Source organism: Armatimonadota bacterium, assembly GCA_020354555.1.
Classification (GTDB): Bacteria; Armatimonadota; Hebobacteria.
This window is the reverse complement of record CP070648.1, coordinates 3,942,085-3,963,839: the sequence shown is the minus strand read 5'-3', so window position 1 is coordinate 3,963,839 and position 21,755 is coordinate 3,942,085. Positions and strand designations below refer to the sequence as shown.

General features: G+C 65.7%; 22 protein-coding genes and 1 tRNA gene. 4 read left to right on the top strand and 19 right to left on the bottom strand.

All coding sequences use genetic code 11. The features are described 5' to 3' along the window. The 18 genes from JSV65_16210 to JSV65_16125 form a co-directional block, all read right to left on the bottom strand. On the bottom strand, positions 1-470 hold a 470-nt coding region (locus JSV65_16210), incomplete at its 3' end, for an electron transfer flavoprotein subunit beta/FixA family protein (GenBank protein ID UCH34076.1). A gap of 197 nt (positions 471-667) precedes the next feature. Beyond that, positions 668-2,128: an NADH-quinone oxidoreductase subunit N gene (locus JSV65_16205; GenBank protein ID UCH34075.1), complete on the bottom strand. Its 1,461-nt coding sequence runs from the start codon at positions 2,126-2,128 to the stop codon at positions 668-670. A 62-nt stretch (positions 2,129-2,190) separates the two neighbouring features. Then, positions 2,191-3,675 carry an NADH-quinone oxidoreductase subunit M gene (locus JSV65_16200; GenBank protein UCH34074.1) on the bottom strand — a complete coding sequence of 495 codons (1,485 nt, stop codon included), beginning with the start codon at positions 3,673-3,675 and terminating at the stop codon, positions 2,191-2,193. Between the two features lie 4 nt (positions 3,676-3,679). Then, on the bottom strand, positions 3,680-5,632 hold the full coding sequence (nuoL, locus tag JSV65_16195) for an NADH-quinone oxidoreductase subunit L (GenBank protein UCH34073.1): 1,953 nt from the start codon (positions 5,630-5,632) through the stop codon (positions 3,680-3,682). Between the two features lie 22 nt (positions 5,633-5,654). After that, positions 5,655-5,969 carry an NADH-quinone oxidoreductase subunit NuoK gene (nuoK, locus tag JSV65_16190; protein ID UCH34072.1) on the bottom strand — a complete coding sequence of 105 codons (315 nt, stop codon included), beginning with the start codon at positions 5,967-5,969 and terminating at the stop codon, positions 5,655-5,657. Then, positions 5,969-6,472 carry an NADH-quinone oxidoreductase subunit J gene (locus tag JSV65_16185; GenBank protein UCH34071.1) on the bottom strand — a complete coding sequence of 168 codons (504 nt, stop codon included), beginning with the start codon at positions 6,470-6,472 and terminating at the stop codon, positions 5,969-5,971. The genes nuoK and JSV65_16185 overlap by 1 nt, the downstream gene beginning before the upstream one ends. Positions 6,473-6,755: 283 nt before the next feature. Then, positions 6,756-7,280, bottom strand: coding sequence for an NADH-quinone oxidoreductase subunit I (locus JSV65_16180; GenBank protein ID UCH34070.1), 525 nt, complete (start codon positions 7,278-7,280; stop codon positions 6,756-6,758). Beyond that, on the bottom strand, positions 7,277-8,311 hold the full coding sequence (gene nuoH, locus JSV65_16175) for an NADH-quinone oxidoreductase subunit NuoH (GenBank protein ID UCH34069.1): 1,035 nt from the start codon (positions 8,309-8,311) through the stop codon (positions 7,277-7,279). Before nuoH ends, JSV65_16180 begins: the two co-directional genes overlap by 4 nt. Beyond that, positions 8,311-9,390: an NADH-quinone oxidoreductase subunit D gene (locus tag JSV65_16170; GenBank protein UCH36814.1), complete on the bottom strand. Its 1,080-nt coding sequence runs from the start codon at positions 9,388-9,390 to the stop codon at positions 8,311-8,313. The genes nuoH and JSV65_16170 overlap by 1 nt, the downstream gene beginning before the upstream one ends. 44 nt (positions 9,391-9,434) lie before the next feature. Then, positions 9,435-9,920 (bottom strand): NADH-quinone oxidoreductase subunit C, encoded by a 486-nt coding sequence (locus tag JSV65_16165; protein UCH36813.1) that lies wholly within the window; start codon positions 9,918-9,920, stop codon positions 9,435-9,437. After that, complete coding sequence (locus JSV65_16160; protein UCH34068.1) at positions 9,893-10,417, bottom strand: NADH-quinone oxidoreductase subunit B; 525 nt, start codon at positions 10,415-10,417, stop codon at positions 9,893-9,895. Before JSV65_16160 ends, JSV65_16165 begins: the two co-directional genes overlap by 28 nt. Beyond that, positions 10,408-10,773, bottom strand: a complete 366-nt coding sequence (gene ndhC, locus JSV65_16155) for an NADH-quinone oxidoreductase subunit A (GenBank protein UCH34067.1) — start codon at positions 10,771-10,773, stop codon at positions 10,408-10,410. Before ndhC ends, JSV65_16160 begins: the two co-directional genes overlap by 10 nt. A gap of 207 nt (positions 10,774-10,980) precedes the next feature. Beyond that, positions 10,981-11,163, bottom strand: a complete 183-nt coding sequence (locus JSV65_16150; GenBank protein UCH34066.1) for a hypothetical protein — start codon at positions 11,161-11,163, stop codon at positions 10,981-10,983. Positions 11,164-11,196: 33 nt separating this feature from the next. Further along, complete coding sequence (mtaB, locus tag JSV65_16145) at positions 11,197-12,525, bottom strand: tRNA (N(6)-L-threonylcarbamoyladenosine(37)-C(2))-methylthiotransferase MtaB (protein UCH34065.1); 1,329 nt, start codon at positions 12,523-12,525, stop codon at positions 11,197-11,199. 340 nt (positions 12,526-12,865) lie between these two features. After that, positions 12,866-14,743 (bottom strand): anaerobic carbon-monoxide dehydrogenase catalytic subunit, encoded by a 1,878-nt coding sequence (gene cooS / locus JSV65_16140; protein UCH34064.1) that lies wholly within the window; start codon positions 14,741-14,743, stop codon positions 12,866-12,868. A 69-nt stretch (positions 14,744-14,812) separates the two neighbouring features. Then, positions 14,813-15,082 (bottom strand): hypothetical protein, encoded by a 270-nt coding sequence (locus JSV65_16135; protein UCH34063.1) that lies wholly within the window; start codon positions 15,080-15,082, stop codon positions 14,813-14,815. Positions 15,083-15,162: 80 nt separating this feature from the next. Continuing rightward, the gene (locus JSV65_16130; protein UCH34062.1) at positions 15,163-15,939 is read right to left on the bottom strand and encodes a 4Fe-4S binding protein; all 777 of its coding nucleotides are present in this window, start codon (positions 15,937-15,939) and stop codon (positions 15,163-15,165) included. A gap of 33 nt (positions 15,940-15,972) precedes the next feature. Continuing rightward, positions 15,973-16,434: an Rrf2 family transcriptional regulator gene (locus JSV65_16125; protein ID UCH34061.1), complete on the bottom strand. Its 462-nt coding sequence runs from the start codon at positions 16,432-16,434 to the stop codon at positions 15,973-15,975. A 377-nt stretch (positions 16,435-16,811) separates the two neighbouring features. On the opposite strand from JSV65_16125, the gene JSV65_16120 reads away from it, so the two are divergent. From JSV65_16120 to JSV65_16110, 3 genes are all read left to right on the top strand, one after another. Next, a tRNA-Ser gene (locus JSV65_16120) sits at positions 16,812-16,905 on the top strand. Positions 16,906-16,925: 20 nt separating this feature from the next. Then, positions 16,926-17,192 (top strand): GIY-YIG nuclease family protein, encoded by a 267-nt coding sequence (locus tag JSV65_16115; protein ID UCH34060.1) that lies wholly within the window; start codon positions 16,926-16,928, stop codon positions 17,190-17,192. Positions 17,193-17,724: 532 nt separating this feature from the next. Next, entirely contained in the window at positions 17,725-18,432 is a 708-nt protein-coding gene (locus JSV65_16110) for a hypothetical protein (protein ID UCH34059.1), read from the top strand. A gap of 246 nt (positions 18,433-18,678) precedes the next feature. Here the strand turns inward: JSV65_16110 and JSV65_16105 are convergent, their stop codons facing one another. Then, positions 18,679-19,581 (bottom strand): dihydrodipicolinate synthase family protein, encoded by a 903-nt coding sequence (locus JSV65_16105; protein UCH34058.1) that lies wholly within the window; start codon positions 19,579-19,581, stop codon positions 18,679-18,681. Positions 19,582-19,729: 148 nt separating this feature from the next. On the opposite strand from JSV65_16105, the gene JSV65_16100 reads away from it, so the two are divergent. Then, positions 19,730-21,691 carry a hypothetical protein gene (locus JSV65_16100; protein UCH34057.1) on the top strand — a complete coding sequence of 654 codons (1,962 nt, stop codon included), beginning with the start codon at positions 19,730-19,732 and terminating at the stop codon, positions 21,689-21,691. Positions 21,692-21,755: the final 64 nt, after the last annotated feature.

Sequence of the window (21,755 nt, the reverse complement as noted above, 5' to 3'; positions counted from 1 at the left end):
TCGAGGTTGACCAACTCGACCTTGTCCACGTAGGTCAGCTGAGTGTAGCCGAGCCGCGTCGCGATGCCGGGGCCGACCTGGGCGGTGTCGCCGTCAATCGTCTGCTTGCCGCAGATCACGATGTCCACCGGCGCCTCCTCGTCGAGCTTTCGGATCGCTGCCGCCAAAGCGACACTGGTGGCCCACGTGTCTGATCCCGCCAGCGCGCGGTCGGTGAGCAGGACAGCATCGTCGGCCCCGAACGACAGCGCCTTCTGGAGCGACTCCTTGGCCCACGGCGGACCCATGCAGAGCATGGTTGCGGTACCGCCGTAGGTTTCCTTGAGACGGACCGCCTCCTCGATCGCGTGGATGTCGAAGGGGTTGATGATGGAGGGCACGCCTTCGCGAATCAGCGTGTTCGTCTCCGGGTCCATCCGCACCTGGCTGGTGTCGGGAACCTGCTTGATGCATGCGACGATCCGTAACATCTACCGCCTCGGTGGAGCGACGAGGGCGGGCTTCCCCGCCGGTGTCATCGCCGATGCGCGCGCCGATCAGCAGCGCACGTTTCGAGGTTACACAATCGCACCTTCCCGGTCAAGCCCTTGCGTGCTACACATTGGCGCAGCGGTGGCCGCCGCAGGCGGGTGCGGTCTGTGCGTCTCTGCGATGGGATTCCGCGCGACTAGCTGCCGGTCAGGGCGCGGACCGCGGCCTCCGCGAGAGACAAGACCGGCCGCGGATACGCGAGCAGCAGAATGGCGATAGTGCAGATGAACAGCGCCACCGCCGCCGGACGTGGGATGGGTATCGGCGACGTGTCCGCCGGGTCGAAGATGTAGACCTGCTTGATGACCATGAGGTAATAGTAGAGCGAAACCACGGTCGTCAGCACGCCCAGCATCACCAACCACCACAGCCCCTGCTGGATGCCGGCGGCGAAGACGTAGAGCTTCGCCCAGAAGCCCGCGAGCGGCGGGATGCCGCCGAGGGAGAGGAGCAACAGCAGGAGCGCAAAGCCGAGCGCCGGCGAGCGACGGCTCAGGCCCGAGTACGCGGGGATGTCCTCGCGGCCCGTCGCCTGCGCGACGACGGTGACGACGATGAACGCGCCGATATTGGTGAACGTGTACTGCAAGAGGTAGAACAGCGCGCTCGCGGCGCCGAAGTTGCTCACCGCCGCCAGGCCGACGAGGATGTAACCCGCCTGGGCGATGCCGGAGTAGGCAAGCATGCGCTTGATGTTACTCTGCGGGATGGCGACGACGTTGCCGTAGAACATGCTCGCGAAGGACAGCCCGGCAAGGACGAGCGCCCACTGCGGAGACGCGGCGAGCAGCGGCCCGAGGAACACTCGGCCGACGACCGCGAAGCCCGCGCTCTTCGACGCCACGGACAGGTACGCGGTGATCGGCGTCGGCGCGCCGTGATACACATCCGGCGCCCACATGTGGAACGGCACGGCGACCATCTTGAAGCTGAAGCCCGCGATGATGAACGCGATGCCGAGCGCCAGCGGCGCCTCGGGCAGCAACAGCCCGCGGCCGAGCTGCCAGGACGCGCCGCCAATCCCTTCCCTTAGGCCAGCGAAGGCGGTGGTGCCGATCGCGCCATAGACCAGGCTGATGCCGTACAGCAGCGTCGCCGACGACACCGCGCCGATGATCATGAACTTCAGGCCCGCCTCGCCGCTGCGGGCCTGTCGCTTGAGGTACCCGGCGAGCGGATAGAGGCTGATCGTGCCCAATTCCAGCCCGAGGTAGAGAGTCAGCAGATCCCCCGCGCCTGCCATAATCATGAAGCCGGTCGTTGAGAAGAGCAGCAGGGAGTAGTACTCGCCCGGGCGGCGCACCTCGCGCTCGACGAACTCCGCGGATAGCAGCGCGACGAGAGCCGCCGCGATCAGGAAGACGAAGCGGAAGTACACGGCGTACGTGTCGGCGATGTAGAGCCCGCCGAGGGTCGTGCCGGTGACGTCGCGCCGCACGAGGGTGAGGAGCAGGATGACCGCGGCGCCGACCGCGGTGCCGACACCGAGTCGCCGCCCGCCGAGGCGCGGCCAGATCAGGTCAACGCCGAGGACGGCGAGCGCGAGCCCGCACGCCGCCAACTCCGGCACTATCAATCGCAGGTCTAGTGGCATCACCTATGAAGCTCTATCTGATCCGCGTTCATCCATGTCGATCCGTGGCTAGCCCTTCCTGGGCGTCACGGGATAAAGCCGCCGATGGAGCTGTCAATCAGGCTCACCATCGGTCCGGGCAAGACGCCGAGCAGGATGAGCAGCGCCGCGAGAACGACCAGCGCCACCCATTCCGTCGTGCGCGCGTCGGGAATCCCCTCGTAATGCTTCGCGTCAAACGGGCCCAGGAACACGCGCTGAAGCATCCGTAGAACGTACGTTGCAGTGACCACGATGCCGAACACGGCGAGGATTGCGAGGACGGGATACGCCCGCCACGTCCCAAGGAAGACGAGCAGTTCCGCCATGAACCCGCTCGTGCCCGGCACGCCGAACGAGGTCAACCCGCCGATGGTGAATGCGGCGGCGATGCCGGGCATGCGGGAGGCAAAGCCCCCCATTGACGGCATATCGCGGGTGTGCGCTTTCTCGTATACCAGGCCGACGAGTGCAAAGAACAGACCGGTCATTATGCCGTGCGAGAACATCTGGAACACGGCGCCGTTGAGCCCGACGTAGTTCAGCGTCGCGATGCCGAGCATGACGATGCCCATATGGCTCACGCTGGAGTACGCGATAACGTACTTGAGGTCGGTCTGCCCCATGGCGGCCATGGCGCCGTAGAGGATATTGATGACGGCGATGCCGCCGACGAGCAGGGCCCAGTACTGCGCGCCGACCGGCAGCAGGCCGACGCCGATGCGCAGGACGCCGTAGGCGCCGAGCTTCATGAGCACGCCGGCGTGGAGCATGCTGACGGCGGTGGGTGCCGAGGCGTGGCCGTCTGGCGACCAGGTGTGCAAGGGCCAAATGCCAGCGAGTATGCCAAAGCCAACATAGACCAGCAGGAACAGGATGCGCTGGAGATGCGGCGCGAAGCCGGCGCTCTGCGTCAACTCGATGAGGTCGAACGTGCGCTGCGGCACGTCGGCGAAGAAGTAGATGCCGAGCATGCCGACGAGCATGAACGCGCTGCCGACGAGCAGGTACAGCGTCAGCTTGAGCGCGGCGTATTCCTTCGGCCCGGTGCCCCAGATGCCGATGAGCAGGTACATCGGCAGCACCGCCAGCTCATAGAAGAGGAAGAAGAAGAACATGTCCATCGCCACGAAGACGCCGAACACGCCGGTGACGAGGGCGAACAGCGCGGCGTAGAACTCTTTGGTGCGGTGCTCGATGGTCCACGAGGCGAAGGCGCCGGTGAAGATGATGAAGGCGGTGAGCACGACGAGTGAGATGCCGATGCCGTCCACACCGACGTGGTAGGACAAGCCGAGCTGCGGCACCCACGGCACCTTCTCGATGAACTGGATGTCGCCCGCCGCGCGGTCGTAGGCGACGAAGAGGTATGTCGCGATGATGACTGTCGCCGCGCCGGCAACGGCGGCGGTCATGCGCACCGCGAGCTTCTGCGTGCGCGGCAGCGCCATGATGATGACCGACGCGGCCGCCGGAAATGCCAGCAGCAGCGTCAGCACGTGTCCCTGAAGCCAGTTGACAGCACCCTCCATTGCCCTAAGGAACCACCGCTGCAGTAGGTATGAAACCAACGCCAAGGAACGCCAGAGCGAGGCCGATCAAGGCCGCCGCTGCGAGCAGCACGAGCGCGTAGAACTGGAGCTGCCCAGTTTCCGCGAGCCGCAGGTACCGCCCCGCAGCCCCCATCAGCCACGCCGCGCCGTCAACGAACCCGTTGACGACGTGCCGGTCGAACCACGCGAACACCGCGGACGCGGCGATGACGACCCGCGCCACGATGCCGTGGTAGAAGTCGTCCATGTACCACTTGCGTTCGACGAAGCGATACACCGGGCGGGCAATCCGGCCGGCCAGCGGCTCGGCGCGCTGCTCGCGAGCGCCGTACATCATCCAGCCCGAGGCAATGCCGCACACCGCCAACCCGAGGGATGCCCACACGACCCATCCCGCGTGGCCCTCGTGCGCTTCGCCCGCGCCGAGCAGGGAGTTGAGCGGGGCACCCAGCAACTCGTGATTGAGCAATCCGCCGACGATCGCCAGCAGCGCCAGCACCGCCATCGGCAGAATCATCACCGCGGGCGATTCGTGCGCGTGAGCGTCGCCCTTCCCCCGCGGCTTGCCGGCGAAGGTTGTGGCCCACATGCGCGTCATGTAGAACGCGGTGAGGAAGACGACGGCAAGGCCGAACCCGAGCAGGACCGCCCTGCCGCCGGTGCCGAGAGCCGCCGCCAGGCCCGGCGATGTCGCCACCGCGGCGAGCACCTGGTCCTTGCTGTAGAACCCGCTGAGCGGCCAGATCCCCGCCAGCGCCAGCGCGCCGATAGCGCAGGTGATCGCGGTGGCCCTCATCGGCTTGCCCAGGCCGCCCATCTCCCACATGTCATTGGTGTGCATCGCGTGGATCACGCTGCCCGCGCATAGGAAGAGCAGGGCCTTGAAGAAGGCATGGGTCGTGAGGTGGAACATCCCCGCGGCGACGCTCCCCGCGCCGAGCGCGAGCATCATGTACCCGAGCTGGCTGATCGTCGAGTATGCCAGCACGCGCTTGATATCGGATTGAACCACGGCGATGGTCGCGGCGAGAAACGCGGTGAACGCGCCGATGCACGCCACGACGACCAGCGCCGCGCCTGACGCGTGGAATACGAAGAACGCGCGGGCGACGAGATAGACGCCCGCGGCCACCATCGTCGCCGCGTGGATCAGGGCGCTCACCGGCGTGGGTCCTTCCATCGCATCGGGCAGCCACACGTGGAGTGGGAACTGCGCGCTCTTGCCCACCGCGCCGGAGAAGATGAGCAGCGCGGTCACGGTGACGAACACCGACTGGCCGAAGAAGAACGGGGTGAGCCCGCCGCTCTCGATCAGTTGCTCGAGCCGAAGGAAGTTAAACGTGCCTCCGGCATAGGACAGCGCGATGATGCCGATCAGGAACCCGACGTCGCCGAAGCGGGTGACGATAAACGCCTTCTTCGCGGCGTTCGCCGCAACGACCGTCTGATAGTAGTATCCGATCAGCAGATACGAGCACAGCCCCACGAGCTCCCAGAACACGTAGGTCTGCAGGAAGTTGTTGGACGCGACCAGGCCGAGCATCGAAAAGCTGAACAACGACATGAATGCGAAATACCGTCCGTAGCCCGGATCGCCCCTCATGTAGCCCATGGAATAGATCTGGATAAGCAGGCTCACGAGGCTGACGACGACGAGCATGAGGGCGCTCAAGGGGTCAAGCAGCACGCCGACCTCGAGGGTCAGACTGCCCGCGCTCGGATTGATGGCGAGCCACGTCCCGCGCTCCTCGATCGCCGCGTGCGTCGGGCTCTGCCACAGGCCGATGGCGGCGCTCAACGAGAGCGCCAGCGACGCCGCGAGCGCCGCGACGAGCACGTACGGCGCGAAGCGCGACCGCTGCGGCCGTAGGAACAGCGCAGCGATGATGAGGAAGCTCGCCAGCGGCAGCGCAGGTATGATGAGAATTGACGTCATCGGTTATGCCGGTTGCGTCCCGCTATCCCTTCAAGTCGCTGACGCGATCGACTTCGACCGTACGGAACATGCGATAGATGTTGAGCACCAGCGCCAGGCCCACTGCGGCCTCGGCGGCGGCGACGGTGATGATGATGAGCACGAACACCTGGCCCTCCAGGCGCGATGGATCAATGTAGCGCCAGAAAGCGAGGAAGTTGATGTTCGCGGCGTTGAGCATCAGCTCGACGCCCATGAGCACGGCCACCGCATTGCGCCGCGCCAGGGCACCGAACGCGCCGATCGCGAAGAGCAGTGCGGCGACAATCAGGTAATGCTGCAGCTGTACGTAAGGCATCACGCCACTGGCTCCGAGCGCGCGATGACGATCGCGCCGATGATGGCGGCAAGCAGCAGCACGGAGGCGACCTCGAACGGCAGGAGGTACGTGCGCAGCAGAGCCTCCCCTATCGCTCCCGTGTCAGCCGGCGCCTCCGCCGTGCTCAGCGACCAACTGTAGCGGCTTACGATTCCAATCGTAACCGCCGCCACGAGCCCCGCCGCGATGATCGCCCATCCCGCCTGCCGGTTGTGTGCGGGCGCGTGCCCGTCGCCGATATCACGCGTCAGCATGAGCACGAACAACAGCAGGAGCATAATCGCGCCCGCGTATACCAAGACCTGGATCGCGGCCAGGAAGTACGCGCCGAGCAATAGAAACAGCCCCGCCACCGCGAGGAAACACGGCAGGAGCCAGAATGCCGCGCGCACCAGATTGCGTGACGCGACTACGACTACGGCGGACACAAGCATTGTCGCCCCTGTGACGACGAACAGCACCAACTCGACGGTTGGGGTCAAGCTGTGGTCCTCCTCAGCCGGGCAACCCGCACACAGCGCGGAGCGCCCGGCGACTCGAGGTAGCGGCCCGCCCTCGAATCCCGCACCCGCGTATGATCCCTCCGCTCCCTACCAGGGAGAGGATCAAGCTGAGCGCAAACGGCGCCGCTTTCCACCCTCACCCGGCCCGCGAGCTGCGGGCCGGCCTTTCCCCGAGAGTGAGCGGCGTTGCGCAGGTCGTGCCCGAGGTGATGGCACCCGACTACGCGCCGCGGGTCGCTCGGCTGGGAATGACGGCAATGGGTCACGGTGATTGCTCCGACGCGTCCCCGGGTTTCCCGGCGGCGACGGCTTCATCTTCCATTCCCTGGCGCAACTCCTTGCCGCTCATGCCTTGGGGACGTCCGGCGCTGCCCAACTCCTCGACGTCCTGCTCGAGACCGTCCCGGCTGTACACCGCGTACTCGTGCTCGCCGGTCATCGCCAGCGCCTCGAACGGGCATTCCTCGACGCACATACGACAGAACATGCAGCGGCCGTAGTCCACGCTGTATGCGACCGGCCGACGCTCTTTGCCCTTGCCCTCGCCCTGGATGCCGATCGCGCCGACCGGGCAGGCGCGCTCGCACAGGCCGCAGGCGGTGCAGCGCAAGTCGCCCGTCTCCGGATCGCGCCGCAGCACGAGCAGCCCGCGATAGCGGGGGAAGACCTCGCGCCGCTGCCACGGGTAGCGCACCGTCGTCTTCGGCCGCACCCAGTTGACGAGGGTGACCGACAGGCCCTTGAACAGGCTTGCGACGCCGACTGCCATGTCACGGATCAAGCTCATCGTGCGAACCAGAAGCCGGCCCAGATCAGATTCAGCAGCGCGACCGGCACCAGCACCTTCCACCCGAAGCGCATGATCTGGTCAATGCGCAGCCGCGGATAGGTCCAGCGCACCCACATGATGGCCAGGATCAGCGCGTAGGTCTTGATGAGAAACCACAGCACCGGCGGCAGGAACGGCCCGTGCCAGCCGCCGAGGAACAGCGTCGCCCCGAACGCGGCGACGAAGAACATGTAGCCGTACTCGCCCATGAAGAAAATCGCCCAGCGCATGCCGGAATACTCGACGTGGTAGCCCGCGACGAGCTCCGCCTCGGCCTCTGGCAGGTCGAACGGGACGCGATTGTTCTCGGCGAGCGCGCAGATGAAGTAGATGACGAAAGCGACGAACAGAGGGGGCGACGCGATGTGCCACCAGCCGCTCTGGTGCGCCACGATGGCAACCGTGCTCAGCGATCCCACCGCCATGACCACCGCCAGCAGCGATAGGCCGAGCGGAATCTCGTAGGTCATGAGCTGCGCGACCGCGCGCATGCCCCCGATGACGGCGTATTTGTTGTTCGATCCCCAGCCGGCCATCAGGAACCCCAGCGCGGGCAAGGCCGAGACGGCGACGACATAGAGCACGCCGAGGTCGAGATCCTGCGCGACGAGCCGGTCGCCGAACGGGAGCACGACGTACACCATGAAGCACGGGACGAACACGACGAACGGCGCAACGACGAACAGCGCCTTGTCGGCGCACACCGGAATGATGTCTTCCTTGATCAGCAACTTGAGCGCGTCCGCCGCAGTCTGCAGCAGGCCGAACTTCGTCCCGACCCGCGCCGGCCCGATGCGGCTCTGGATGTCGCCGGAGACCTTGCGCTCGACCCAGACCAGAACGAGCACGGTGAGCAGGACGAAAACCATGATCACCGCCGCCACGATGACCGCCCACAGCGCGAGCCACCACCCCTCCGACAGCGGGGTGCGCTGCCACAGGCCGTGGAGCCACAGGTACAGCTCGCTCGGCGACGCAGGGCGGTTCATCAGCGGTCAATCTCCCCGAGCACGATGTCAAGACTCCCGAGGATGGCGACAATGTCGCCGATCTTATGCCCGCGCGCCATGACCTTCAAGGCCTGAAGGTTCGCGAACGAGGGCGCGCGCACGCGCAGGCGACAGGGATTCGCGGAGCCGTCGGAGACGACGAAGACGCTCAGGTCGCCGCGCGGTGCCTCGGTGCGGCCGTACGCCTCGCCGGCGGGAGGCTTGAAGACGCGCGGCAGCTTCGCGCGCACCGGCCCGGCCGGCATCTGATCCAGACACTGTTCGACAATGCGCAGGCTCTGGCGCATCTCTTCGATGCGCACCAGGTAGCGCGCGAAGCAGTCGCCGTCGGGCAAGCTCGGCACGTCGAACTCCAGGCGGTCGTAGACGCAGTAGGGATCGTCGCGGCGCACGTCCATCGCCACACCCGAGCCGCGCAGCGTCGGCCCACTCACCGCGTAGGCGATGGCATTCTCGCGCGACAGGACACCGACGCCCTGCGTGCGCGACTCGAAGATGCGGTTGCCGGTGAGCAGGCGGTCGTTCTCGTCGAGCCGCGGGCGGATCTGGCCGATCGCCGCCCGCGCGGCATCCTCGAAGCCGTCGGGCAAATCGTAAGGCATCCCGCCGATGCGCATGCCGCTGTAGGTCAACCGCGCGCCGACGGCCATCTCGAACAGGTCGATGATCAGCTCGCGCTCGCGCATGCCGTAGAGGAAAACCGTCGTCGCGCCCAGGTCATTGCCGAACGTGGCAAGGAATATCAGGTGACTGGCGACGCGGTTCAGCTCAGCCAGGATGACGCGGATATACTGCGCCCGCTCCGGCACCTCGATGCCGGCGAGCCGCTCCACTGCTACGCAGTAGGCCAGGTTGCAGTTGAGGCTCGCCAGGTAGTCAATGCGGTCGGTATAGGGCAGGTACTGGGCGTACGTGCGGTTCTCGGCGATCTTCTCCATGCCGCGGTGGAGGTAGCCGATATCGGGATCAACATCGGTGATGACTTCGCCTTCGAGGGTGAGGATGAGGCGCAGGACCCCGTGAGTGCTGGGGTGCTGCGGCCCCATGTTGATGATCATCTCATCGGTCGGCAGGCCGGCTGGGGCGATGGTCGCGGAGTCGTTCAAGACGTCGCCTCCGGCTGCTGTTCGCGGTCGCGCAGCAAGGGGTGCCCCTCCCAGTCGGCGGGCAGCAGGATGCGGCGCAGGTCGGGGTGCCCTTCGAAGCGGATACCGAACAGGTCGTACGCCTCGCGCTCCTGCCAGTTCGCCGCAGGCCAGAGAGGTGTCAGCGAAGGACACACCGGGATGGCCCGATCAAGGGGCACGCTGATGCGGCAGTAATCCTTGCGGATCGTGGAGTACAGGCGAATGACGACGCGCAACTCGGGGCAGTCAGCCCCGCACAGGTCGGCGAGGTAGTCGAACCCGTGCTCGTCGCGCAGAGCCACGCATAAGTCGGGGAGCCCCTCGGGGCGGCAGCGCAGGAGCAGTTCGCGATCCTCTCGGTGTGCCGTTTCCAATGCGGGGCAGCGCGCGGTCAGGCTCTCCGGGGCCGGGGCCACTGACTCGCGCTTGTCGCTCACGCCTTCCGCTCCTGACCCTCGGATTCGTCGAGCAACGAGTGGCCGTGGATTTTCTCTTGCAGCTTGAGGATGCCGTGGATGAGGTTCTCCGGGCGCGGCGGACACCCGGCCACATAGACGTCCACCGGCACAATCTCGTCTACTCCCTGCACCACCGAATACGAATCACGGAACGGGCCGCCCGCCGCCGCGCAGCCGCCCATGGCGATGACGTACCGAGGCTCGGCCATCTGATCGTAGAGCCGCCGCAGTACCGGTGCCATCTTGCGGGTCACAGTGCCCGCCACGATCATGACATCCGACTGCCTGGGCGTGCCGCGCAGGAACACGCCGAAGCGGTCGAGGTCGTAGCGCGACGCGGCGGTGCACATCATCTCGATGGCGCAGCACGCCAGGCCGAACGTCATCGGCCACAGGCTGCTTTCGCGCGCCCAGTTGAAGAGGTGATCGGTGGTGGTGAGGATGAGATTCCCGCCGGGGATCTTGACGACGGCCTCGAGGGCGCGCTTCGCTACTCCCATTCGAGCGCCCCCTTGCGCCAGGCGTAGATCAGACCCACTGCCAGGATGGCGACGAAGACGACCATTTCGATGACGGCGATTAGCCCTAATCCAGGCCGGCGGAATGCGACGGCCCAGGGGTACAGGAACGCCATTTCCACGTCGAAGAGGACGAACAGCAGGGCGAATAGATAGTAGCGGACGTTGAACTGGCGCCATGCCGGCATGAAGGTGCGCGGCCCGCATTCGTAGGTGTCCAGCTTATCGGGGTAAGGATGGCTGGGCCGGAGCAGACGGGCTACCTCCAATGCCAGGATGAGGAAGATGACCCCGACCCCGAGAAAGACGAGTACGTAGCCGTAGCCGAGATGAGACATCACTGATCCAAGATCCCCGTGCCCAGAGGCGACAAAGAGCCAGCACCAAAAGGGCCGGCTCCCTCATAGCGTAACCGCGTCAGCGTCCGCGAAATGCCTAACGCGCCCAGACTCGCGGATGTATTCGGCTCCCCGGGCGAAAGTTCCTTCTTTGCCTGGCGCGGTGCCGCTGGTCGCATCCACACTCCGGTTGCGATCGCGGCGCCGCTATGGCTGCCAGAAGTAGCCGCCATCCTCCGATGGACTTTCGGTCTGCGTTGCAGCGGGCGGCGTCCTCTGGGCCTGTCGCGCCTTCTGACGAGCCCCGCCCAGGATGGATACCAGGACCCACAGGATCGCCATGATGACGATGATTTCGACCAGGGTTGGTTTCCTTCGCTTCTCAGACATCGGCTTGACCTCACACGCGCCCGCTGCCGGACGTTATCCTCGTTCGGCACGTTGCCGGCGCGCAAGCTCGCCCGCGATGCCGTTGCTTTCCACGGCGCGCACCTCCACTCCTGCGACTTGTCCCACGAGAGAGGGTCTGCCGGAAGTCTTTGCGGTCAGATACGTATCCGTCAGGCCGCTGCACACGCCGTTGGCACATTCCTCGAAAAGCACCGGCACGGTTCGGCCCATGAATCGCCGGGCGAACGCGCATGCCGACTCCTGGGCCAGCCGAGACAGCACGTGAGCGCGGGCGGCCTTGATCTCGTCGGGTACCTGGTCGGGCATTGCCGCGGCCGTAGTCCCCGGGCGCCCCGAGTAGCGAAAGACGTGCGCGCGGGCGAACCCGATCTCCTCGACCGCGCTGCACGTGTGGGCGAAAGCGCGCTCGGACTCGCCGGGGAAACCGACCATGATGTCGGTGGTGACGGCGATGTCGGGATTCCGCTGCCGCAGACTGTGCACGAGGGCGCGATAGTCGGCGATGGTGTATGGCCGCCGCATGGCGCGCAGCACCTCGTCGTCGCCGGACTGCAACGGCAGGTGGAGATGCGGACAGAGGAGCGGATGTTCCGCTATTTCCGCGGCGAGTTCATCCCCGACATCCCACGGCTCAATCGAGCTGAGGCGGAGTCTCGCGGCGGGGATGTCGCAGGCGGCATGCAGAAGTCGTGCGAGTCCCCGGCCCTGAGGCTCCTCGCCATACGCGCCCAACCGAATGCCGGAGACGACCACCTCGCGGGCGCCCGCTTCGACCACGCGGCGAATCTCGCTCACCACTTCCGCCACCGATCGCGAACGCATCGGCCCGCGCGCAGCAGGCACAATGCAATACGAGCAGTGGTGATCACACCCGTCTTGCGCCTTCACGAAAGCGCGCACGGACCCTGGGCGCGCGGGGCGCGGCCCGGTCGGCAGGCTCGGTTCGGGCCGCGCGGGCGCCCCCGCTACCTCCTCGATGACGCGCGCGAGGCTATCCCTGGCAGCATTGGGCACCACGCGCGATACGCCGGGGATTGCCGCCAGTTCCTGGGCGGCGCGCTCGGCGTAGCACCCGGTCACCACGATTGCGGCGCGCGGGTTGTCGCGCCCCAGGCGGCGGATCAACTTGCGCGCCTTCGCATCCGCGACATGCGTGACGGTGCAGGTGTTGATGACGCAGACGGCGGCAGGTTCGTCCACCGCAGCGATCGTGTAGCCGCGCCGGATCAGCTCTGCCGCCAAGGCGTCTGAGTCGGCCTGGTTGGCCTTGCATCCCAGGGTGGCGATGCGGACGGCTGAATTCCCGGCCGGCTGCCTGGGATCGCGATCCTGGCGCACCATTGCGCTTTCAGTATATCGCACCGCCCATGGGGACGTAAACGACGCGGATAGCCAAATGGCGAAGGAAGACGACCGCGCCGCGGGGCACAAACGGAGGTGGGCGCGGGGTGCAAAGTGGAAGCGACTGTTTGTGTGCGCCTTCTATGAGGCGCTATCTGCGCGGCGGGCCTCTCATCCACATGTCGGCCCGCTCTTTGGATGGCACTCTCCGCGCCCATGTGAACGGTATTACGGAAGCCCGTATCCTGCAAGACCCCCGATGTGCGGTCGGCGAGACATCGACGGCACTTTTTTCGAGGCGAGCACAGGGCCCCGGTGTCTGGGGCCCTGCCCACCTCGATTAGATGCCCAGCGCCTTGCGCTTTGACAGTATGTGTTGCTCGATGCCGTCCACGGCCTGACCCGGCTCGTCGGCGACTGCCAGCTTCCCCCCCAGGAGCCCCTCGACGTCCTGCGTCAGGAGCTGCACCACGCCCTCGGCGCCGGTGACCGGCGGGATCGGCGAGACATGGGTGTAGAGGCCGAAGGCGATGGCGAACACGGCGTCAATCGTCGCCTTCTGCTCCATGTATTCCGGTGCCGTAACGGCGACCGGAAGCTGAGGCGTGTCCACCCCGAGCGCGTCCGCGATGGCGGTCACGAGCAGGGCGCAGCGGCCGGTGTCGGTGCAGGTGCCGAAGCTCAGCACGGGCGGCACGCCCAGGCTTTCGCACACGGCACGCAGCCCACTGCCCGCCAGCGACTGAGCCTCCAGGCCGGCGAGCCCGCCGACTTGGAGCGCGGCGACGCCGCACCCCATGCCGAGGACGAGGATGTCTCGCGCGATGAGTTGGCGCGCCACTTCCAGAGTCATCGCATCGTGGTCACCGTTCTTCAGCGTCGTGCAACTCACCAGGGCGACGACCCCCTTGATCTTGCCGTCCTTGATGACGTCGAGCAGGGGATCGAGGCTGCCGCCGAGCGCGCCAAGGATTGACTCCGCGGAGAAACCGACCATCGCCTTCCTGCGCTGCGGCGGGACAAAGGCTTCCTGACCCTTGCGACGCTTGAAGTTTTCGACGGCGAGATCTATGAGTTGATCCGCGATGGCGGCCGCCTTGTCCGGGCGGTAATCGAGCGTGTGGTCAATGTCCTCGATACGCACCAGTTCGGAAACGGGCACGACGGTGGCATTGTAGCGTCGCCCGTATGCGCCCAGCGTCGGCACCGTGCAGTTCATGTCGCTCGCGAAGACGTCCACTGCGCCGGTCGCGAGCACCGCCTCTTCCATGATCCAGTTGCCGGTGAAGCCCGCGAACACCTCGTCCTGCGGGAAACGCTGAATCAGCTCCTGTCCGGTCTCGATGGAGCCGATGACGCGCAGGCCCTTGGCTCCCGCGGCGCGGGCCTTCGCCTGCACCTCGGCGCCGTGCGCGGCCTTGATGAGAGCGGCGCCGACGAACGGCTCGTGTCCACTGGGCACAATGTTGACGTACGCGGGGTCGAGGACGCCGAGGTCAACCTCCATGTCGTGCGGTTGGGCGGTGCCGAACAGAGCATCCTGGCCCATTTCGAGCGGGACCTGAGCGCCGTAGATGCAGGCGATTCCGAGGCGCAGCGCCTTGAGCGCGAGGGACTTATAGTCCGCGTCGACGTTGGTCAGGCAGCTCGACGTGCAGCGCATCATCTCGTTGAGCGGGCCGCCGGGGAAGATGCCGAGATCGCGCCAGACCTGCTTGCGTTTTTCGGGGGCGAAGGCCTCCACCATGCGCGAGGGCGTGTGGCGATGGGTGTTGATCTCGTCCGTCATCGCGTCGGCCACGGCGATGGCCAAAGACTTGGCATCGGTCGCCCCGGCCAGGTGCAGCCTGTCGGCCATCATCCGCAGCTTGCTCTCATCGCTGATTGCGAAAGGCGTCTTGCCCTCGGCGGTGGCGCGCAGCGTATCCGCAACCTCCTGCGCGTGATACGTGTAGGTCGAGGTGCCGAGGACGTTGCGCATGAGCATGTCGCGCATGGCCATGGCGTTGCCCTCGATGCCGCACACGCCGCGTTCGGCGCCCTTCTTGATGCGGCACGGGCCGTTCGAGCACAGAGAACAGCGCAGCCCTTGCTCGCAGAAGGTACAGCGCGGCCCCTGTGCGGCGAACCGCTGAAAGACATTGGTCATCCCGTCAGATTCGATCTTCTCCAGCATGGTGCGCACGCTTTCGTGCGCGCTTGACGGCATGTCAGCCATCGGGCACCTCCCGTTTGCCTATGCCGCCCGCTTTGGCGCGGGGCGGTCAACTCATGTGATAACGCGCGGCTATTGGCCGCTTATCTGATCGGCGGCGCCGGCCTCGCGGCGCTGACGCACTAGGCGCTCGTAGCGCTCCGCGCCCAAGCACTCGCGGGCCATCTCGCAGTGATCAATACACCCCTGGATGCGGTCGCGAGTGACGACGCGCGAGCACTCCGGGCACTTCGCCTCCATCTCGTCGGTCCAGATCTCAACCTCCGCGCTGCACCACGGGCACGGGTAGAACTCAGGCGTCGGCTGTGTGAACTGCTTGGCGCCAGGACACTTGTCAAACATCCCATTTGCCTCGTGACGTTCTCGTCGCCCCGGGATACCGGCACGACCGGGGCGGCGGTGATACGTTTGAAATGTGATTCCTATCCGTGCGGGCAGGTAGCGTCCTCGTCAATCGCCGACTTAATCGTGCCGTCGCGCCCGACAATTACGACCTCGACGGGAATATCCTTGCCCGATCTCTCGACAGCTTGCGCGGCGACGCGCTCCAGCCCGAAGCAGCACGGCACCTCCATGTGGGCCACGGTCAGACTGCGAATGTCGTTGCTGCGCAGGATGTTTCCCAGCTTCTCGACGTAGAACAGCGGGTCGTCGAGCTTGGGGCAGCCGACCGCAAGCGTGCGGCCGCTCAGCAACTCCTGGTGGAAGCCGGCATAGGCGAACGGCACGCAGTCGGCGGCGAGCAGGAGATGCGCTCCCCGGTAGAATGGCGCCTCGATCGGCAGCAGATGGATCTGCACCGGCCAGTTGCCGAGCTGCGATGTGGGCGCGGCACAAGCGCCCGGCCGAGCGGACTCGTGCGTTTGAATGGTTTCGGCCATAGACCCCGGGCAGCCGCAGGCGAGCGGCTCCGGTGACGGCGCCGGGTGCTCCGCCTCGGCCTGGCGGATCCGTGCCTGATGGTGCTCCACCGCCGCCGCGTCGAATTCATCGGCCACGCGCATCTCGATGCTCAGCGCGCCCTGCGGGCATTCCCCAATGCACGCGCCGAGGCCGTCGCAGAAACTGTCATTGACCACGCGCGCCTTGCCGTCAACGATGGCCAGCGCGCCCTCCGCGCAGGCCGTGACGCATTGGCCGCAACCGTTGCACTTCTCCTCATCTATACGGATGATCTGTCTCGCGCCTCTGCCAGCCATTTCGTCCCTCCTCCTCGTCTGATGTGTGCGCCGTCATGCGGCCGCGCGGGCCGCAGCGGCGACCCTCTTTCGCCTGCGCGGACGCGCCGTCCGACCCAGAGCCTGCACGAGATCATCCACCGTGATCCCGCTCAGGAAAGAGGCGATGTTGCGCTGCACTTCTTGCCACGCCCGACGCAGCCCGCACGTCCTCTGCCGCGAGCAGGCGTCATCGCCGAGCAAGCAGCGGCTCACCGCAACCGGCCCCTGCATCGCCTCCACCGCCTCCAACATCGTGATCTTGTCCGCGCGCCGCGCCAACGTGTAGCCCCCGGCCGGGCCGCGCTGCCCCTCGACAATGCCTGCGTTCGCGAGGTCCCTCAGCGCCTTGTGCAGGAAGGCGATCGGCACATCCTCGCGTTCTGCCAACTCTTCCGCGCGCATCGGGCCATCGGCCGTCGCCAGGGCCACCAGCGCGCGCAAGCCGTAGTCCGTCTTGCGCCGAATGATATCCATCACAAGTGCTCCTCTGGACTGCTCGGCATTGGCGGAGGGCCGCTGACGCCGCACGCTTGTCCGCACGAGACCCTACACCTTGCCGCCGAAGCCCACGGTTCGCTCCCAGCTTCACAAACCTCGACGTACGTATTATTGACTATTTTAGTCCATTTTAACCGCGTGTCAAGGAGTTTCTGGACAAATTTTGTAGGAAATATCGGCATGCCCGTTGCGCGCGCCGCTTGGCGGGGTAAGGCGTAACGCGACCGTCGGCATGGAGAAGCCCGCCGTGCCGCGCCGCGGCGGGTTTCCTTGACCGGGGGCGTGGGGCGGTGATATACTCTGGGCGCTGGCGCAAATGCCTATTTGCGCCATATACTGCCGCTGTGATCGGCGGAGAGATGCCCGAGTTGGCCGAAGGGGCGCGACTGGAAATCGCGTAGGGGGCCACAAGCTCCCTCGTGGGTTCGAATCCCACTCTCTCCGCCAGTCCGATTCAGTGTTAGCCCATGGCAGTTACGCTCTATGTGCTCAGGTCGCGGCGCAACGGCAAGCGCTACGTCGGCATCACCAACAACCTGGAGCGGCGGCTGCGGGAACACCGCGCTGCGTACTCGAAAGCGGGTCAGCTCCTGCGCGATTGCTGCGTGCTGCACACAGAGCGGTTCAGTGACCACGCGGCCGCGCGGGCGCGCGAGAAGTACTTGAAGAGCGGCGAGGGGCGCGAATGGCTCGACGAGCTGGAAAGGGCCTCGTGGCCCGCCTCCGGCGGGTAAAGCTGCGCCCACTACGTGGGCTTGTGCGCCGGAGGCGCATTCGAATCCCACTCTCTCCGCCAGCGCCGCAAAGCGGCGGAGTGAGGTCACAGGGGAGGGTAAAGAGGCCACTAGCAGCTTCCATGCTTGGGGCCAAGGGAAGCATCCCGGGCGCCGCACAGTCCTCACCTCATCGTCATCTATCAGCTATCTTGTTTCACCAAGCGGCCGTGTTGACGGGCCTCTGACGAGTAGACTGTTTCCGACTGCTTTCCGTGCGACGGAGCTCACTCCGGTGACATCTAAGGACGATCCGTTGTCTGACTTGGAACACCTGATCGCCTTGGCATTCGCGTGTCTACGCAGAGTAGATCATCGTGAGCTGGAATGCCCTCATCGGCAGCAAGTAGTGGCAGCCTTCAAGAGCGCTTGGCTCGTCGCCGAGGCTGTAGTCAGAATCCACCCGAAGAGCTGCCTGTACCCTGAATAGAGCCACCGCGAATGGAATCCCTCCGCAACTGCAGCCCTCACCAGAGTACTGATGGAGGCAGCGGTGAATCTGCATTACTTCGCGGACGACCAGATAGCCGAGGATGAACGGGAGTTCCGAACGCTAATTGCCGTGCTGCACTATCTGCGCGAGCGAGAGGACACGGCAAGATCCTTGGACGCATCAAGATCGCCAAGACCGCCGGTGCCCAATGACTGGTCTGCGATTCCGCGTGAAAAGCACCTCGCGCTGTTCGCTCAGATGAAGAGGGAGCTTATCCCGAAGCAGTTGGTGTACTGCCAGGATGCGTTGAGGCGCAACCGGTATTTCCAAGGCCTATCGAGCAGTAACCAGAAGAAGTGGCTTGAGGGCGAAGGCCTATTCCACAGGAAGACGGGCCGGTACCTTGGCGGCAGTAGCCGCCACGATGCGGGATTCGCTACCACGCTCACGAAGAGAGCCGAGCAGGCGGGAGCATCGGGTCCGAGGTATGATGCGCTTCGCAGGCACTTCTCGAGCTACGTCCACACCGCGCCTCACGTGCTGGACCAAGTGGTGGGGTTCCGGGCCTTTGACTGGATCGCCATTGGCAGCCAGATCGATGCTCCAATATCGGTCTGTGTCGGCTACCTTGCGCTGGCCATCAAATCCTTTCTCAAAGCGTTTCCCGGCTGCGCGAACCTTCTTGACGACCCCAAGCGCGAGCTCCTGAAGCGTGGCTTCGCGTACTTCCGCGTTGTCAACTCCTCGAAAGTGACCGAGGCTTCGTGACACGAGGCGGGCATTCTGGGGCATTGCCGGCCTAACTGGTCCTGCAGGTGTAGGCGCCTTCTGCGCGCAAGGCCCGCTGGGCGGGTTTCGCGCATGCTCGCGGTGGCACATTCCCGGCCTCTTTGTTACGGCGGCGCCCTTTCACGCCCGCTGTGAGCGGCCAGCCGAAGGGCACGGCGTGCCGTGCCCTTCGTTCTGCGCGCATCCGCGCCTGTCCGCGGCTATGCCAGGTGAGTTCGTTCCCGCCTACATCTGATCCCGGAAGCGCTTGACCTCGGCCTCGATGCGGGAGCGGGCGTGGGTGTCGGGCTGGGTCATCGGGCGGGCGGGGTACGCCTGGCAGATCGCGATCATCTCCAACGCCGCCTTCAGGCCGCCGATCGGCGAGCTGCCCTCGAACCAGTAGATGCGGTTCAAGTCCATGAGCGAGCGGTGGAGTTCGCGCACCTCCTCGACGTTTCCGTCGCGCGCGGCCTCGTACAGCGACACGCACACCTTGGGCGCCAGGTTGGCGATGCCGAGCACGGCGCCGTGCGCGCCCATGAGCAGGCTCGCGGCCGCGTGGTGTTCGCTGCCCTGAAAGACGCGAAACGCCGGGCTCGACAAGCGCAACAGCGCCTGGAAATGGCTGAAGTCCTCCGAGCTGTCCTTGATGCCCACAATCTGGCCGACGTCGCGCAGATCCGACACGGCGTCAACCGCGAGCGCCGCCCCCACCCGCTGTGGAATATTGTAGAGCATCACGGGCACGGACGCGGTCGTCGCGATCGCCTCCAGATGCGCCTTCGCTTCGTCCATGTTGTTGACGCTCTGGTAGTACGGCAGGATCGCCACCAACGCGTCAACGCCGACTTGCTGCGCCTCCTCCACTCGGGCCAGCGCCCGGCGCGTGCTCGAATCGCCGATGCCGGCAAACACCGGCACTTGCCCCTTTACTTCGTCCACGACTATCTCGAGCGCGTGGCGCCGCTCGTGATCGGCCAGAGCCGCGAACTCCCCCGTGGAACCCATCGCGAAGACGCCGTGCACGCCGCCGCGCACCACGTGCTGCACCAGACGGCGCAGACCGGTCTCGTCCACCGATTCGTCGGAGTGGAGTGGAGTCACCAGCGGCGGGACAATCCCGCCCAAATGGGAAACATCAAGCATGGTCACCTCCGAAGCGCTTGTCGCGTGTTGCGCCTCCAGTTTCGCAGGTCAGCCCTGATTCTCCTTCACTGCGTTGGCGAAGGGGCGCTCTGGGGCTGCGGACGGCCAACGAAAGGGAATCCGCGGGGGTGCACACAATAACTGGCCCATGCCCAGTGCTCCCCCGAGTGGCGCGCGCGCCGATTCAGCGCGCGCCTCCGGCCGCGGAATCACGTTCCGCGCAGTCGTCATCGGCCTTCTGCTCGCACCCCTGAACTGCTACTGGGTGCAGCAGATGGAGATCGTCTGGTACGCCGGACATCCCACCAGCATCGCGCTTTATTTCAACGTGGTCTTCACCTTACTTGTCATGCTGGCGGCCAATTGGCTGCTGAGCAAGCTGCGCCCCGCCTGGGCATTGCAGCACAGCGAGTTCCTCGTGGTCTACGTGATCCTCGCCATCGCGTGCTCGCTCGCCGGACACGATCAGCTTCAAATCCTCGTCCCCGCGATGGGCTGGAGCACGTGGTACGCGACACCCGAGAACCGATGGGAGGAGCTGTTCTCCCGCTTCACCCCGAAGTACCTCGTGGTTCAGGATGAAACGGCCCTCCGCGGGTTCTTCGAGGGCAACTCGACGCTCTATACGCGCCCGCACCTGCTTGCATGGGCCGTGCCGGTCGCGGTGTGGAGCGGGTTCATCCTGACCCTGATCCTCGCCATGCTCTGCATCAACGCGATTCTGCGACGGCAGTGGACCGAGCACGAGAAGCTCTCGTATCCGATTGTCCAGATTCCGCTTGACATCACTGATCCGCGCTTCGATCTGTGGCGCAGCAAGCTCTTTTGGGCCGCATTCGCCATGGCCGCCGGCCTCGATACGATAAACGGCCTCGGCTTTCTCTATCCGGCCATTCCGATGTTCGAAGTGCGCGCGCTTAACGTCGGGCGCTTCTTCACGGGATGGCCGTGGTACGCACTGCAGGGCGCCCGCGGAGGGATCTATCCGTTCGCCATCGGGCTCGGCTATCTGCTCCCCCTCGACCTGCTCTTCTCGTGTTGGTTCTTCTACTGGTTCTGGCACGCGCAGAGGGTCGCTACCCTGGCGATGGCGTGGGAGGGTGATCCGCGCTTCCCGTACGTCCCGGAGCAGTCGTTCGGCGGGTATATCGGGCTGATTCTCTTCTCGCTGTGGGTCGCAAGGCGGTACCTCGCGCGGGTATTCCGCTGCGCGTTCATCCGTTCGTCCGACTTGGAGGACGAGCGCGAGCCCATCGGCTATCGCTGGGCGGTGTGGGGCCTCATCCTCGCGCTCGTCGCGATCATCGCTTTCACGCGCTACGCCGGGATGCCGGTGTGGATAGCGTGCGCTTTCTTCGCGATCTACTTCCTGCTGTCTCTGGCGATCACGCGCATGCGCGCCGAACTCGGCCCGCCGGCCCATGACCTGCACGCGGCCGGTCCCGATGTCATCCTCACGAACGTCTTCGGCAGTCAGGCGCTGGGGCCGCGCGCGGTGACGATGTTCTCGCTCTACTACTGGATGAACCGCGCCTACCGCAGCCACCCGATGCCGCACCAACTCGAGGCGTTCAAGATCGCGGAGCAGCGCAACCTGGGCCAGCGGCGCATGTTCGCAGTGCTCGTCGCAGCGGCCGTGGTCGGGATCATTTGCGCCTTCTGGGGCATGATCCATATCGGCTACGCCTACGGCATGGGCACCGCCAACGTCGGGCTTGCCGCGGCGGCGTTTGGGCGGGAGCCGTGGCAGCGGCTGGGCGCCTGGCTGACAGAACCCGTAAAACCGAGTTCCGGCGCCGGAACCGCGACTCTCATCGGGATCGCCTTCTCGATACTCCTCCTCACCGTCCGCATGCGCTGGATCTGGTGGCCGTTCCACCCCGTCGGGTATGCCGTGTCGAGCAGCTGGTCGATGAACCTGCTGTGGATGCCCTTGTTCATCGCGTGGGTGATCAAGCTGTTCCTGCTGCGCTACGGCGGCCTGCGGCTGTACCGCCAGGCACTGCCCTTCTTCCTCGGGCTCATCCTCGGGGAGCATGCGGCGGGAGGCGCATGGAGCCTGATCGGCATTGCGCTGAAGACGAAGACCTACGTGTTCTGGGCGTACTGACCCACCCGGCGGCTGGGCCGAGGCGCGCCGCGGGAGGTGTTCTGCCCGCGCGCGACTAATTACC

Bases quoted from the DNA above. Each gene is read 5' to 3' on its own strand.
- JSV65_16200 (UCH34074.1), bottom strand. From the start codon at position 3,675: ATGGAGGGTGCTGTCAACTGGCTTCAGGGACACGTGCTGACGCTGCTG.
- nuoL (UCH34073.1), bottom strand. From the start codon at position 5,632: ATGACGTCAATTCTCATCATACCTGCGCTGCCGCTGGCGAGCTTCCTC.
- nuoK (UCH34072.1), bottom strand. From the start codon at position 5,969: ATGCCTTACGTACAGCTGCAGCATTACCTGATTGTCGCCGCACTGCTC.
- JSV65_16180 (UCH34070.1), bottom strand. From the start codon at position 7,280: ATGAGCTTGATCCGTGACATGGCAGTCGGCGTCGCAAGCCTGTTCAAG.
- nuoH (UCH34069.1), bottom strand. From the start codon at position 8,311: ATGAACCGCCCTGCGTCGCCGAGCGAGCTGTACCTGTGGCTCCACGGC.
- JSV65_16170 (UCH36814.1), bottom strand. From the start codon at position 9,390: ATGATCATCAACATGGGGCCGCAGCACCCCAGCACTCACGGGGTCCTG.
- JSV65_16160 (UCH34068.1), bottom strand. From the start codon at position 10,417: ATGGGAGTAGCGAAGCGCGCCCTCGAGGCCGTCGTCAAGATCCCCGGC.
- ndhC (UCH34067.1), bottom strand. From the start codon at position 10,773: ATGTCTCATCTCGGCTACGGCTACGTACTCGTCTTTCTCGGGGTCGGG.
- JSV65_16150 (UCH34066.1), bottom strand. From the start codon at position 11,163: ATGTCTGAGAAGCGAAGGAAACCAACCCTGGTCGAAATCATCGTCATC.
- mtaB (UCH34065.1), bottom strand. From the start codon at position 12,525: ATGGTGCGCCAGGATCGCGATCCCAGGCAGCCGGCCGGGAATTCAGCC.
- cooS (UCH34064.1), bottom strand. From the start codon at position 14,743: ATGGCTGACATGCCGTCAAGCGCGCACGAAAGCGTGCGCACCATGCTG.
- JSV65_16135 (UCH34063.1), bottom strand. From the start codon at position 15,082: ATGTTTGACAAGTGTCCTGGCGCCAAGCAGTTCACACAGCCGACGCCT.
- JSV65_16130 (UCH34062.1), bottom strand. From the start codon at position 15,939: ATGGCTGGCAGAGGCGCGAGACAGATCATCCGTATAGATGAGGAGAAG.
- JSV65_16125 (UCH34061.1), bottom strand. From the start codon at position 16,434: ATGGATATCATTCGGCGCAAGACGGACTACGGCTTGCGCGCGCTGGTG.
- JSV65_16115 (UCH34060.1), top strand. From the start codon at position 16,926: ATGGCAGTTACGCTCTATGTGCTCAGGTCGCGGCGCAACGGCAAGCGC.
- JSV65_16105 (UCH34058.1), bottom strand. From the start codon at position 19,581: ATGCTTGATGTTTCCCATTTGGGCGGGATTGTCCCGCCGCTGGTGACT.
- JSV65_16100 (UCH34057.1), top strand. From the start codon at position 19,730: ATGCCCAGTGCTCCCCCGAGTGGCGCGCGCGCCGATTCAGCGCGCGCC.